Consider the following 12,488-nt stretch of genomic DNA (forward strand, 5'->3'; position numbering starts at 1 on the left):
GGCGGGCTTTTCAGGGCTTTCGCTGAAGGCCGAAGGCGGTTGCGAAGGCTTGCGCAACCGCCTCGACATTGCGGCTGCCTTCGTCCGAGTTCCGCCAGACCAGCGAGAGCTTGCGAAACGGAGCGCGGCTTCCCAGGCCCACTTCGCGCACCGCATAGGCATCGACCAGCGGGCGCCTGGGCTGCGGGACGACGGAAATCCCCAGGCCCTGCGCGACCATTGCAACGATGGCGTCCATCGAGCGCAGTTCCATCACGCAGCGCGCATCGGGCATCAAGCTGCGCACGTACCGCGCGGCGACGCGCCCTCCCGAAAGAGACATGTCGTAGCCGACCCAGTCGTAGGCTTCGAGCAATTGCCTGACCGTTTTCCCGGAGGCATTCGGCGGTGCCAGCAGCACGTAGGGCTGGCGGTGCAGTTCCCGCCAGACCAGTCGGCGCGAGCCGCCGGCTTCCGGCCTGACGAGCAATGCAACGTCGAGCCGCGCCGCCTTCAGCTCGGAGATCATTTCGTCGCTGTCGTTCAGCGGGGGAACCACTACATCCAGCGACGGATGCTTCTGGCGAAGCTCATGCAGCGCCTGCGGCAGCACGTCGCTCTGCATGCTGGTGATCACGCCGACCCTGATGCGGCCCGCCACCTCCACCACCGGGCGGGAGCGAAGCATCTGCAGCCTGTGGGAGAAGTCGCCCACCGCGCTTACCACCTCGTGGGCAAAGGCCGTTGGCGCTACCACGCGGGTGGAGCGGTCGAACAGCGGCTTGCCGAAATACTGTTCAAGCTGCTTGACCTGCAGGCTCACAGCACTTGGACTGCAACCTACGACGCCGGCTGCGGCGGTGAAGCTGCCCTGCTCGAGGATGGTGCGCAAGGTGACCAGCATCGTGAGATTCATGAAAAATCCTCACAGTTGATATTTGTATATCTCGCTTTACTCATTTTATGGCGCGCCTAGGATTCGCTGAATTCATTCAGCCTGTCCGATCGGAACCACCCGCTCATGAACGACATCCGACGCCATCGTCTTGCACGCGCCAGGAGCCTGGCATGCACCTTGGGGCTCGCGCTCGCCGCAGCGCATGCGGCCGCCGCTGCGTGGGTGCCCGAGCGTCCCATCCATCTGGTCTCGCCGAGTCCCCCGGGCGGGGGCACCGATGCCGTCTGCCGCCTGCTCGCGGCCAAACTGGGCGAGCAGGCCAAGTGGCAGGTGGTCGTCGATACCAAGCCCGGTGCCGGCAACAACATCGGCCTGGAGTTCGGTGCGAAGTCGCCGCCCGACGGCTACACCGCCGTGCTGGGTGAAACCAGCAACCTGGCGGTCAACCAGTTCCTCTACAAGAAGCTCAGCTTCGATCCCTCCAAAGACCTCGCGCCGGTTGCGCTGGTCGGCACGGGCGTGTCGGTGCTGGTGGTGAATGCCGCCAGTCCGTACGACAGCCTCGCTTCGCTGTTGGCGGCCTCGAAGAAGAAGCAACTTGCGTACGCATCGTCCGGCAACGGAACCGTCGGGCATCTGGTGGCCGAGAACCTGCGCGTCACGGCGGGAGCCAACGTTCTGCACGTGCCCTACAAGGGCGGTGGCCCGGCCATGACGGACATGCTGGGCGGGCAGGTCGACTTCTACATCTCTTCCCTTGTCTCGGCGCTGCCGCTCATCAAGGACCACAAGCTCCGGGCGCTCGCGGTGACTTCGGGAGCGCGGGACCCATCGCTGCCTGATGTTCCCACCTTCATCGAGAGCGGCTTCAAGGGCTTCGAGTACTACACGCTCTATGGTGTCGTGGTGCCTGCGAAGACACCGGAGAACATCGTCCGGACCATGAACACGGAAATCAACCGGGTGCTCGATTCGGCGGATGTCCGGGCCAACCTCGCCGCGCGCGGCATCTATGTGCGGACCGGAACGCCGGAAGCGTTCGGCACGTTCCTGAACGGCGAGAGAAAGAAATGGGCGGAGGTCGTGAAAGCGACCGGCGCGGTTGCCGAATGACCCAAGACAGCATGTATCCGCCGGTGGACCTTCGCAGCGACACGGTGACGCTGCCCACAGAGCAGATGTACGACCGCATCGCTTCCGCTCCTCTCGGCGACGATGGGCTCGACGGCGACCCGACCGCACTGGAGCTGGAGGCCGAGGCCGCCCGGCTGCTGGGCAAGGAGGCTGCGCTGTATGTTCCGAGCGCAACGATGGCCAACCTCCTTGCCATCCTCGCCCAGGCCGGGCGGCAGGAAGTCGTTCTTGCCGAAGCGGCATCGCACATCTACGTGACCGAACGCGGCGCGGCCGCGCTGACAGGGTCGTTCTATCAGGCCATTGCCGGTGTCGACGGTGCCATGGACCTGGGCCTGCTCGCGCAGGCCTTGGGGCCGGGCCGCAACAAGCTGCGCACCGGGCTCGTCTGTCTGGAAACCTCTCACAACAATGCCGGCGGGGCGGTGCTGCCGCTCACCCACATGCAGGCGGTGTTTGCAGTGGCCAGGGATGCGGGCGCTGCCGTCCACCTGGACGGCGCACGCTTGATGAACGCTGCGGTGGCACTGGGCGTGCCAGCCGCTGAGATCACGGCCTTTGCCGATACCGTTTCGCTGTGCCTGTCCAAGGGCCTGAGCGCGCCTATGGGGGCTGTGCTCGCCGGGCCAACGAACACCATCCAGCGTGCCAGGTGGCACAGGAAGCTGCTCGGGGGCAGCCAGCGCCAGGTCGGAATCGCCGCGGCCGCGGGGCTGGTTGCCATCACCACGATGGTGGGTCGGCTTGCGGACGATCACGCAGTCGCGCGTCGACTCGCTCACGGAATCGGCCAGCTCCGGGGGCTTTCCGCCAACGAGCCGCAGACCAACATCGTGCAGGTCGACGTGAGCGCCACGGGGCTCGACGCGGCTCAGTGGGAAGCTGCGCTGCGCAAGCTGGGCGTGCTGGCCCGGACCTGGGGAAGGCACAAGCTGCGCTGCGTCACCCATCGTCATACGGGTGAGCGCGAAATCGACACGGCCCTGGAGGCTTTCAGGGCCGTCGCCGCGAGCGCTGCCTGACTGTCTGGTGCGCTGGGGCTCAGGCCTCGGTCCACACCAGCCAGTCGCGCGTGGTGCCGGCCCAGCTCACGGCGGCTGCGAGCAGCGTGCCGCCGAGCACGTCGAGCAGCACGTGCTGTCGCGTTGCCAGCGTCGAGTAGACGATGCCGAAGGCCCATAGCATGTTCAGCGCGCGCAACCATGTGGGCGCTGTCACGCTGCGCAACTGGCGCTCAAGCAATACCGCGGTGAGCACTGCGAACGCGACGTGCAACGACGGAAATGCATTGCCGCCCACGTCGGTGGCCTTGAGGAACTGCAGCGCCGGGTACTGCGCCCAGTCGATCGCAAACACCGGCACCGTCGTGGGAAAGAGCCAGAACACAACGAGGCCGACGGCGGCCATGATGGCGGCGTCGCGCGCGCAGGCCCAGAGCTCTGCCTTGTCCTTCGCGAAAGCCGGCGCGAGCGAGATGTAGAACCACAGCGAGCCGTAGAGCACCATCGCGTCGTCGCTCACGCCCACCCAGTGGTCGAGCCGCGTGAGCGGCATCACTGTCGGCTCCGATGGCGGGTTGTGCATCACCCAGAAGTACACGACGAAGAAGCCCGAGATGCCGACGGTGGTGCCGATCATCTTCACCAGCCAGAGCGTGGCGATCCGTTGACCCAATGCCATGTACCAGGGCACGGAAGGCAGGGGGGATGAAGTCGCCGGGCGGGAGGTCATGGATCGCCCCAGCTTATGCAGCTGCATTGCGTGAACATTGCGCTTTCTGCAATGAGGCCTCTCCTAGAATGGCCCGCTTCTTTTTTGCACACAGCCTCTGCCGCACCTCTCATGAGAATCCTGCTCGTCGAAGACGAAGTCGATCTGGCGCAAGCCCTGGCCTCGGCGCTGCGGCAGAACCAGGCGGTGGTCGACGTGGCGAGTTCGCTGCGCGAGGCCGAGGAAGCATCGCTGTCTGCGCAGCACGACGTGATCGTGCTCGACCGCGGCCTGCCCGATGGCGACGGCCTCTCGCTCGTGGCCTTCCTGCGGCAGAACGATATCGCCACAGCGGTGCTGGTGCTCACGGCCATGACCGACGTGGCCGAGCGCGTGCTGAGCCTCGACGGCGGCGCGGACGACTACCTCGCCAAGCCCTTCTCGATGGACGAACTGATGGCGCGCGTGCGCGCATTGGCGCGGCGCCCCGCGGTGCGCGCGAACCTCGTCATGACGCTCGGGCAGCTTCGCTTCGACCATCACATGCGGCAGGCCCACGTAGGCGATCTTTGCCTCACGCTGCCGCGGCGCGAATTGCTGGTGCTCGAGGCACTGCTCGAACACCGCGGCCGTACCGTGCTGCGCGAGGCCATGCAAGACCGCGTGTACGGCCACAAGGACGAGATCCAGTCGAACGCGCTCGACACGCACGTGTCGCGGCTGCGCTCCAAGCTCGACAAGGCCGGCGCGCAGGTGGAGATCCATGCCATCCGCGGCGTCGGCTACCTTATCTGCGCGGCTCGTCCGGTGGCATGACATGACACTGAGCCTGCTCTCGCTGCGCTGGCGGCTGATCTGGAGCCTGATCCTGCTGCAGGTGGTGGTCGGCTCGCTTGTGATGGGCGGCTTTCTCGGGCTGGCCTGGGTGCTGGGCCGCGTGGTCGACGAGACCGGGCAGGAGACCGTCACCGTGATCCAGCGCGCGCTGGCGCGCGGCCCCGACGGGCAACTGGTGGTCGAGCCGACGGCGGAAGTGCAGCGCCTGCAGAAGGCCGATCCGCCGTTCTGGTTCATCGCGCGCGATGCCCACGGCTCGGAAGTGCGCAGCGGCGACGTGCCGCCTGTCTATTCCACGCTTTTCAACGTGCTCGGCGACATGGAGCGCATGGCCCTCAACCCTGAGGACGACAACACCCGGCCCAAGGCCCGCTTCGAGCGCGCGCAGACGCGTGCGGGTCTGGTGGCCGTGATGGTGCAGACCGGCGGCCCGCTGACGGTGAGGAACACGCTCAAGGGCACGGGCATCGCCTTTCTCTTTCTGGTGGCGCCGATGGCGCTGGTGACCTGCCTCGGCGTGATTCTGGCCACGCCCTTCGTGGTGAAGCGCGGCCTCAAGGGCGTGGTGGCCACGGCCGAGCATGCCGAGAGCATCGACGTGCACGAGCGCACCACGCGCCTGCCGCTGGCCAACGTGGCCAGCGAGATCCGCCCGCTGGTCAACGCTGTGAACCGTGCCTTCGACCGGCTCAACGAAGGCTACGACCGGCAGGAGCGCTTCCTCGCCGACGCCGCGCACGAGCTGCGCACGCCGATCACCACGCTGCAGATCCATCTCGAAGGCCTGCAGGACGGCCCGCTCAAGGTCAAGCTGATGCAGGCCTCGGCGCGGCTCGCCACGCTGGCCGAGCAACTGCTCGACCTGCAGCGGCTGGACCACGTCGCGGTGCACGACCAGCAGCAGGTCGACCTGAAGGCGCTGTGCGAGCGCGTTGCGGGCGACATCGCGCCGCTGGCGATCATGAACCGGTGCACGCTGTCGGTCGATGCGCCGCGGCCGCTGTGGGTGCGCGGCGATGCGCCCTCGCTCGAACGCGCGCTCAGCAACCTGATCCAGAACGCCATCGAGCACGGCGGGCAGGGCTGCGACATCCAGGTGCGGCTGTGGGAGCCATCGGGCTTCGAGGTGCTCGACTCCGGGCCCGGTATTCCGGCGGCAGACCGCGAGCGCGTGGTGGCGCCGTTTCACCGGCTCGTGCCGCGAGGGCGCGGCGCGGGGCTCGGGCTGCACCTCGTGGCCGAGGTTGCGCGCCTGCACGGTGGGCAACTCACGATCGGGTCGAGCGAATCGGGCGGGGCGAAGATGCGGCTGGAGCTGAACCTCGAAGCATGAAGATCTGCCCGCCATGAACGCCATCGACCGGCTGCCCGAACCCACGAACCTCGCCGGCGCGCAAGCGCTTATCGCGCGCGTGCAGGCATTGCTCGATGCCGCAGGGCTCGCGATGCGCGCGCCGCCGCCAGAGCCCACCACCTGCTGCGGGCGCGGCTGCAACGGTTGCGTGTGGGAGGGCTGGCTCGCCGCCGTGGCCTACTGGCGCGACGAGGCTTCGCTGCTGCTCGGTTGATGGCTCAGGCGATGCCGGCACCGAGGGCCATCACACGGCCTGCACGGCAAAGCCTTCGAGCGCAGCGGCCTACAGCTCGAGCCGCTCCCAGTGCTTGTAAGCCCACTCGTATTTTCCGCATGCGTAGGACACCAGGGTGTCGACGGCCTGATCGGCGCTGACGGGCTCGGTGCTGCGGTAGTGCGCCCCGGTTGTGACCAGCTGGTGCTCCAGATGAAAGCCCTTGGGATCGGCGAACACCTGCATGTACGTGCCGCCACGCAGTTCGATGACTGCGAACGCGTTCGCATCGTCCTGCAGCAACGGGACCCAGTGGCGGATGTTGGCTTCGTTCGCCGCTTCCGCCACACCGAAGTCGGGGCAATCGAGCATGGGCTGCTGGTACTCCGCGCCGATGTCGAAAAGAAGGTAGTCCTGCGCGGCGGCCGCACCGTTCCTGAATATGGCGATGAAGAAGCAATCCGGGATGCCGAGCGGAACATGAACCAGCAGTGCATCGTCCGCCTTGGAGCGGCGGGCGAAGACCTGCGCCAGTTCAGGGACAGTCCATGCGTTCAATCGCAGGGGTTCACGAAGGCCATGCACAAGCTCCAAGGCACTGCGCTTGACCGCATCGCCTGCGGCGTGATCCTCGGTGCCTCCTTCGAGAATGCCCAGGTACTCGTGGAGTTGAATGAGCCTTGAAGGCGGCGGCTTCGGTTTGCGAGAAAAGAACATCTGGATGTGGCTCCCATCGATCCGGCATTCTGTCGCAAGGCCGGGCAACCGCCGTTGGCCGTCAGTTGTCGTAGTTCGTGCCCGGCTCTTCGGTTCCGTCGAGATTCCAGAATCGCCACACGCCGACCTCCTGGCCCTCGCGATAGCGGCCCTCGGCTGCAGGCCGTCCGTCCGGATGGAAGTCGCGCCAAAGCCCGTCCTCTTTGCCATCGACGTACTGCCCTTCGGATGCCACCGTGCCATCCTCGTGATACGCAACGAAGAGGCCGTGCCGAACCCATCGGGCCTTGTCGGGCGACAGCACCCTCGCATAGCGGAACTTGATCGCTCCCGATTCGTAGGGAATCTCGGCGATGTTGAGATCGGCTTCGATGCTCGTGCCTTGGTGTTGGCGGGCGAATTGGCGAACATGCTGGCGCCCACCTCCGAGTTTCACCTCGGACCACGGTTCGCTTCAAGGTCTACTGATTCTGCGACCCGCGATGCGCCCAACCAGTCGTGTGCTTCTCGATCACGCTGAAAAGCTCGTACATCAGCATGGCCATTGCGCCCACCACCATCAGGCCCGCGAAGGCCAGGCCCATCTGCATGGCCGATCCTGCAGAGATCAGCAGGTAGCCGATGCCTTCGTTGGCAGCCGTCATCTCGCTCACCGTGGTACCGACGAAGGCGAGCGTGATCGCCACCTTCAGCGAGCCGAAGAAGTAGGGCATGGAGCGCGGCAGGCCGATCTTCATGAGCACGTCCCAACGCTTGGCGCCGAGCACGCGCAGCACGTCTTCGAGCTCCGGCTCCAGCGTGGCGAGGCCGGTCGCGATGTTGACCATGATCGGGAAGAAGCTGATCAAAAAGGCCGTGAGAATCGCCGGCCCCACGCCAATGCCGAACCACACCACGAGGATGGGCACGAACGCCGCCTTGGGCAGTGCGTTGAAGGCGGTCATCAGCGGGTAGATGGCCGCGTACGCGATGCGCGAGCTGCCGATCACGAAGCCCAGCAGCACGCCCACCACGATCGCCAGGCCAAAGCCCGCCATCGTGACCCAGAAGGTGCGCCACGCGTGGCCCGCGATGATTTCCTTGTATTCCCAGAACTGCGTCCAGATGCGCCAGGGGCTCGGGAAGATGAAGTCGGAGACCTCGAAGCCCGCGCAGATGACCTGCCACAGGATGAGCACTGCGACCAGCAGCAGCCATGGCGACCAGCGTTCGATTTGTTTGGTGTTCTTCATGGTGCGCCCGCTCAGTGAGACACGGCCGCGGCCGTCTGCGCCGCGCTGATGCCGGTGTTGCGGATGGCTCCGATGTGCCCGCGCAGCTCCAGCACGATGTCGGTGAACTCCTTCGTGTAGGTGAGTTCGAGCTCGCGCGGACGCGGCAGATCGATCTCGCGCTTGACCACGAAGCGTCCCGGGCTCTTGCTCATCACATACACCGTGTCGGCGAGGAACACCGATTCGCGCAGGTCGTGCGTCACCAGGATCACGTTGAACTGCTGCTCGGTCCAGAGGTCGCGCAGGATGCACCACAGCTCTTCGCGCGTGAACGCGTCGAGCGCGCCGAAGGGCTCGTCGAGCAGCAGCATCTTCGGCTCGTGGATGAGCGCGCGGCAGATGCTCGCGCGCTGCTGCATGCCGCCCGAGAGCTGCCACGGAAACTTGTCTTCATAGCCCGCAAGGCCCACCTTCTGCAGCAGCTTGCGCGCGCGCTCGACGTACTCCTTGCGCTTGGCCTTGAAGTTCGAGCGGTAGGGCTCGACGATTTCCAGCGGCAGCAGCACGTTGTCGACCGTGGTGCGCCACGGCAGCAGCGAAGGCGCCTGAAAGGCCATGCCCGAGATCTTGAGCGGCCCGGTTACGGGCTGGCCGTCGATGCGGATCTTGCCCATCGAGGGCATCTTCAGCCCCGTGGTGAGCTTCATGAAGGTCGACTTGCCGCAGCCCGAGGGGCCGACGATGGCGATGAATTCGCCACGCTTGACCTTCAGGTCGATGGCTTCGACCGCGAAGTGGTTCTCGCGCAGCAGCTCTTCGTTGTAGGCGAGCCAGACGTCCTGGAAGTCGACGAAAGGCGCTGCAGCCGCGTCTTGCGATGCGTCCGCCATCACTTCTTCAGGATGTTCAGTTCAGCGGCGGGCGGTAGCAGAGCGGCGGTCCACACCGCGTCGGGGCTCACGCGCGTCTTGGTGTTGAAGGCGTCCGACACCTGCGAGGCCATCAGCGACATGCGGCCTGCGTTGACCGCGCCGAAGCCTTCGGCGCGTGCGTCGGGGCTGTTGATGACGGTGTCGATGGCCAGCTGCAGTCGGCGCGTTTCGAGCTTGCTGTCGATGATGCCGTCACGCGCCTTCACCGATTCGATGGCCACGGCCGGGTTGGCAATGACTTCCTTCGCGCCCTTGGCAAAGGCCGAGAGGAATTTCTTCACCGCCGCCGGGTTCTCCTTGATGAGCTTGGGCGAGGCGATGATGACGTTGCCGTACAGCTTCACGCCGTAGTCGGGGTAGGGCAGCACCACCACGTCGGCCGTCTTGGCGCCGCGCGCCTCGAGGTTGAGCAGCGAGGTGAAGGTGAAGCCGGTGATCGCGTCGATGTCGCCGCGCATCAGCATGGTTTCGCGCAGCGTCGGGTCCATGGCGGTCCAGTTGACGGCGCCGATGTTGTTGGCCTTGGCGAAGATCGGGAACGCGCGGCGGCCCGCGTCGAACACCGGCGCGCCCAGCTTCTTGCCGGCGAGGTCGGCCGGCTTGGTGATACCGCTCTTCTTGAGCGCCATGACCGAGGCCGGCGTGTTGTTGTAGACCATCATCACCGCGACCGGCTTGTTGGGGCTGTCGGGGTTGTTGGCGTGAAACTCCATCAGCGCCGCGAGGTCGGCAAAGCCCATGTCGTAGGCGCCCGAGGCCACGCGCGTGACGGTGCCGCCCGAGCCGTTGCCCGCGTCGATGGTCACGTCGAGCCCGGCCGCCTTGAAGTAGCCCTTGGCGGCGGGGTGCAGGAACAGCGCGGCCGGTCCTTCGAAGCGCCAGTCGAGCTGGAACTTGATCGGCGTCGGGCTCTGTGCAAGGGCCGGTGTAAGGCCGAAGCAGATGGCCGAGGCGGCGAGGAAGGACTGGAGCAGTTGGCGCTTGTTCATGCGGAGATCGATCCGTTAGGGGAAGGTGAATGCTTCGGCATTCAAGCAAAAACGGTGCCCGCACGCGATTGGTGCGAACCCTTCCAGTGGATCGAGACGGTGCGTCTTTGCACCCCTCAAATGCAAAAACGCGGCGAGGCCGCGTTTTTGGCACCGAAGGCGGGCAAAAACACCCACCGGCTGAAGGCTCTTACTTGTCGACCGTGACCTTCGCCACCGCCAGCGCCGTCATGTTGATGATGCGGCGCACCGTCGACGAAGGCGTCAGCACGTGCGCCGAGCTCGCGGCGCCCAGCAGCACCGGGCCGACCGTGATGCCGTTGGCGCCCGTCATCTTCAGCACGTTGTAGAGGATGTGCGCCGAATCGAGATTCGGGCACACGAGCAGGTTGGCTTCGCCGCTCAGCGTGGTTTCGGGCAGGGCAGTGCGGCGGACTTCTTCCGACAGCGCCGCGTCGCCGTGCATTTCGCCGTCGCATTCGATGTCGGGCGCCATCTGCGCGAACAGGTCGCGCGCCAGCCGCATCTTGCGGGCCGAGCCGCGGCTGGAGGTGCCATAGTTCGAGTGCGACAGGAAGGCCACCTTCGGCGGCAGGCCGAAGCGGCGCACTTCCTCGGCGGCCATCAGCGCGATGCTGGCCAGCAGCTCGGCGCTCGGGTCTTCGTTCACGTTGGTGTCGGTGATGAAGACCGTGCGCTTTTCGAGCGTGAGCGCGTTCAGCGTTGCGAAGCCGGGCGCGCCGCGCTTCAGGCCGATTAGGTTGCGGATGTGCTCCAGGTGCACGTCGAAGCGTCCGACCAGGCCGCAGATCATGGCGTCGGCGTCGCCCAGGTGCAGCATCAGCGCGGCAATGGTGGTGTTCGAGCGGCGCACCATGGTCTTGGCGGCCTCCGGCGTCACGCCGCGGCGGCCCATGATCTTGTGGAAGCTCTCCCAGTAGATGCGAAAGCGCGGATCGTCCTCGGGGTCGACGATCTCGAAGTCGATACCCGTGCGGATGTGCAGGCCGGCCTTCTTGATGCGCGCCTCGATCACGGCGGGGCGGCCCACCAGGATGGGCTTGGCCAGGCCTTCGTCCACGGCCCACTGGGCGGCGCGCAGCACACGCTCGTCTTCGCCCTCGGCGTAGGCCACGCGCTTGGCGGTGGCGATCTTGGCGGCGCTGAACACCGGTCGCATGAACATGCCGGTCTGGTAGACGAAGCGCGTCAGGTGCTGGCGGTAGGCGTCCATGTCTTCGATCGGACGCGAGGCCACGCCCGAGGCGGCGGCGGCCTTGGCCACGGCCGGGGCGATGCGCAGGATCAGGCGCGAGTCGAAGGGCTTCGGAATGATGTAGTCGGGGCCGAAGGCCAGCTCCTGGCCGGCGTAGGCGGTGGCCACCTCTTCGCTGATGTCGGCCTTGGTGAGGTCGGCGATCTCGCGAACGCAGGCCAGCTTCATTTCTTCGGTGATCTTGCTGGCGCCGCAATCGAGCGCGCCGCGGAAGATGTACGGGAAGCACAGCACGTTGTTGACCTGGTTCGGGTAGTCCGAACGGCCCGTGGCAATGATGCAGTCCGGCCGCACGGCCTTGGCCAGCTCGGGGCGGATTTCAGGCTCGGGGTTGGCCAGCGCCAGGATGATGGGCTGCGTGCCCATGGTCTTGACCATGTCCGCCGTCATCACGCCCGGGGCCGAGCAGCCCAGGAACACATCGGCGTCCTTCACCACGTCGGCCAGGGTGCGGGCGCCGGTGTCTTTCTGGGCGTAGCGTGCCTTGGATTCGTCGAAGCCGCCCGCGCGGCCCATGTAGATCAGGCCCTTGGAGTCGCAGGCGTAGATGTTGGCGGGCTTGGCGCCCAGGCCCACCATCACGTCGAGGCAGGCGATGGCTGCGGCGCCGGCGCCCGAGACGGCGATCTTCACGTCTTCGATCTTCTTGCCGACCAGCTCCAGGCCGTTGAGCAGCGCGGCGGCCGAGATGATGGCCGTGCCGTGCTGGTCGTCGTGGAACACCGGAATGTTCATGCGCTCGCGCAGCTTCTTCTCGATGTAGAAGCACTCGGGCGCCTTGATGTCTTCGAGGTTGATGCCGCCCAGCGTGGGCTCCAGCGCCGCGATGATGTCGACCAGCTTGTCGGGGTCGTTCTCGGCCAGCTCGATGTCGAACACGTCGATGCCGGCGAATTTCTTGAACAGGCAGCCCTTGCCTTCCATCACCGGCTTGGCGGCCAGCGGGCCGATGTTGCCCAGGCCGAGCACGGCCGTGCCGTTGGTGATGACGCCCACGAGATTGCCGCGCGCGGTGTATTCGGAGGCGGTGGACGGGTCGGCCGCGATGTCGAGACAGGGATACGCCACGCCCGGCGAATAGGCCAGCGACAGGTCGCGCTGGTTCAGCAGGGGCTTGGTCGGGGTGATCGAGATCTTGCCCTTGACGGGCGATCGGTGGTATTCGCGCGCTGCCTCGCGAAGTGCTTCTTCTGCAGGGGAAAGGGGTGCAGCCATGAAAGTCTCCTTGTTTCTG

At 66.1% G+C, this 12,488-nt stretch carries 13 protein-coding genes; 5 read left to right on the top strand and 8 right to left on the bottom strand.

The window, feature by feature from the left end; genetic code table 11:
• Window positions 1-10 precede the first annotated feature (10 nt).
• Window positions 11-895 (bottom strand): LysR family transcriptional regulator, encoded by an 885-nt coding sequence (locus ACSFCA_RS22555; protein WP_258353491.1) that lies wholly within the window; start codon window positions 893-895, stop codon window positions 11-13.
• 105 nt (window positions 896-1,000) lie between these two features.
• On the opposite strand from ACSFCA_RS22555, the gene ACSFCA_RS22560 reads away from it, so the two are divergent.
• Complete coding sequence (locus ACSFCA_RS22560; protein WP_435461254.1) at window positions 1,001-1,990, top strand: tripartite tricarboxylate transporter substrate binding protein; 990 nt, start codon at window positions 1,001-1,003, stop codon at window positions 1,988-1,990.
• Entirely contained in the window at window positions 1,987-3,033 is a 1,047-nt protein-coding gene (locus ACSFCA_RS22565; protein ID WP_258353493.1) for a threonine aldolase family protein, read from the top strand. The genes ACSFCA_RS22560 and ACSFCA_RS22565 overlap by 4 nt, the downstream gene beginning before the upstream one ends.
• Before the next feature lie 19 nt (window positions 3,034-3,052).
• Here ACSFCA_RS22565 and ACSFCA_RS22570 read toward each other — a convergent pair whose 3' ends face one another.
• Window positions 3,053-3,742 (bottom strand): phosphatase PAP2 family protein, encoded by a 690-nt coding sequence (locus ACSFCA_RS22570; RefSeq protein ID WP_435461255.1) that lies wholly within the window; start codon window positions 3,740-3,742, stop codon window positions 3,053-3,055.
• Window positions 3,743-3,853: 111 nt separating this feature from the next.
• Here ACSFCA_RS22570 and ACSFCA_RS22575 point away from each other — a divergent pair, with 111 nt between their 5' ends.
• The 3 genes from ACSFCA_RS22575 to ACSFCA_RS22585 are packed head-to-tail and all read left to right on the top strand — an operon-like array spanning window position 3,854 to window position 6,126.
• The gene (locus tag ACSFCA_RS22575; protein WP_435461256.1) at window positions 3,854-4,537 is read left to right on the top strand and encodes a response regulator; all 684 of its coding nucleotides are present in this window, start codon (window positions 3,854-3,856) and stop codon (window positions 4,535-4,537) included.
• Between the two features lies 1 nt (window position 4,538).
• Entirely contained in the window at window positions 4,539-5,891 is a 1,353-nt protein-coding gene (locus ACSFCA_RS22580; RefSeq protein WP_435461257.1) for a sensor histidine kinase, read from the top strand.
• 13 nt (window positions 5,892-5,904) lie between these two features.
• Window positions 5,905-6,126 (top strand): oxidoreductase-like domain-containing protein, encoded by a 222-nt coding sequence (locus tag ACSFCA_RS22585; protein ID WP_093058118.1) that lies wholly within the window; start codon window positions 5,905-5,907, stop codon window positions 6,124-6,126.
• Window positions 6,127-6,195: 69 nt separating this feature from the next.
• Here ACSFCA_RS22585 and ACSFCA_RS22590 read toward each other — a convergent pair whose 3' ends face one another.
• The 6 genes from ACSFCA_RS22590 to ACSFCA_RS22615 all read right to left on the bottom strand — a co-directional run bounded on the left by ACSFCA_RS22590 (window position 6,196) and on the right by ACSFCA_RS22615 (window position 12,469).
• Complete coding sequence (locus ACSFCA_RS22590; protein ID WP_435461258.1) at window positions 6,196-6,891, bottom strand: hypothetical protein; 696 nt, start codon at window positions 6,889-6,891, stop codon at window positions 6,196-6,198.
• A gap of 13 nt (window positions 6,892-6,904) precedes the next feature.
• Window positions 6,905-7,279, bottom strand: coding sequence for a toxin-antitoxin system YwqK family antitoxin (locus tag ACSFCA_RS22595; RefSeq protein WP_435461259.1), 375 nt, complete (start codon window positions 7,277-7,279; stop codon window positions 6,905-6,907).
• A gap of 25 nt (window positions 7,280-7,304) precedes the next feature.
• The gene (locus ACSFCA_RS22600) at window positions 7,305-8,075 is read right to left on the bottom strand and encodes an ABC transporter permease (RefSeq protein WP_093058140.1); all 771 of its coding nucleotides are present in this window, start codon (window positions 8,073-8,075) and stop codon (window positions 7,305-7,307) included.
• An 11-nt stretch (window positions 8,076-8,086) separates the two neighbouring features.
• Complete coding sequence (locus ACSFCA_RS22605; protein ID WP_426389812.1) at window positions 8,087-8,947, bottom strand: ABC transporter ATP-binding protein; 861 nt, start codon at window positions 8,945-8,947, stop codon at window positions 8,087-8,089.
• Window positions 8,947-9,978: an ABC transporter substrate-binding protein gene (locus ACSFCA_RS22610; protein ID WP_426389810.1), complete on the bottom strand. Its 1,032-nt coding sequence runs from the start codon at window positions 9,976-9,978 to the stop codon at window positions 8,947-8,949. Before ACSFCA_RS22610 ends, ACSFCA_RS22605 begins: the two co-directional genes overlap by 1 nt.
• Window positions 9,979-10,168: 190 nt before the next feature.
• Window positions 10,169-12,469 carry an NADP-dependent malic enzyme gene (locus ACSFCA_RS22615; protein WP_435461261.1) on the bottom strand — a complete coding sequence of 767 codons (2,301 nt, stop codon included), beginning with the start codon at window positions 12,467-12,469 and terminating at the stop codon, window positions 10,169-10,171.
• Window positions 12,470-12,488 lie beyond the last annotated feature (19 nt).

The organism is Variovorax multivorans (genome assembly GCF_051216835.1).
Taxonomy (GTDB): Bacteria; Pseudomonadota; Gammaproteobacteria; order Burkholderiales; family Burkholderiaceae_C; genus Variovorax.

Bases quoted from the DNA above. Each gene is read 5' to 3' on its own strand.
- ACSFCA_RS22555 (WP_258353491.1), bottom strand. From the start codon at position 895: ATGAATCTCACGATGCTGGTCACCTTGCGCACCATCCTCGAGCAGGGC.
- ACSFCA_RS22560 (WP_435461254.1), top strand. From the start codon at position 1,001: ATGAACGACATCCGACGCCATCGTCTTGCACGCGCCAGGAGCCTGGCA.
- ACSFCA_RS22565 (WP_258353493.1), top strand. From the start codon at position 1,987: ATGACCCAAGACAGCATGTATCCGCCGGTGGACCTTCGCAGCGACACG.
- ACSFCA_RS22570 (WP_435461255.1), bottom strand. From the start codon at position 3,742: ATGACCTCCCGCCCGGCGACTTCATCCCCCCTGCCTTCCGTGCCCTGG.
- ACSFCA_RS22575 (WP_435461256.1), top strand. From the start codon at position 3,854: ATGAGAATCCTGCTCGTCGAAGACGAAGTCGATCTGGCGCAAGCCCTG.
- ACSFCA_RS22580 (WP_435461257.1), top strand. From the start codon at position 4,539: ATGACACTGAGCCTGCTCTCGCTGCGCTGGCGGCTGATCTGGAGCCTG.
- ACSFCA_RS22585 (WP_093058118.1), top strand. From the start codon at position 5,905: ATGAACGCCATCGACCGGCTGCCCGAACCCACGAACCTCGCCGGCGCG.
- ACSFCA_RS22600 (WP_093058140.1), bottom strand. From the start codon at position 8,075: ATGAAGAACACCAAACAAATCGAACGCTGGTCGCCATGGCTGCTGCTG.
- ACSFCA_RS22605 (WP_426389812.1), bottom strand. From the start codon at position 8,947: ATGGCGGACGCATCGCAAGACGCGGCTGCAGCGCCTTTCGTCGACTTC.
- ACSFCA_RS22610 (WP_426389810.1), bottom strand. From the start codon at position 9,978: ATGAACAAGCGCCAACTGCTCCAGTCCTTCCTCGCCGCCTCGGCCATC.
- ACSFCA_RS22615 (WP_435461261.1), bottom strand. From the start codon at position 12,469: ATGGCTGCACCCCTTTCCCCTGCAGAAGAAGCACTTCGCGAGGCAGCG.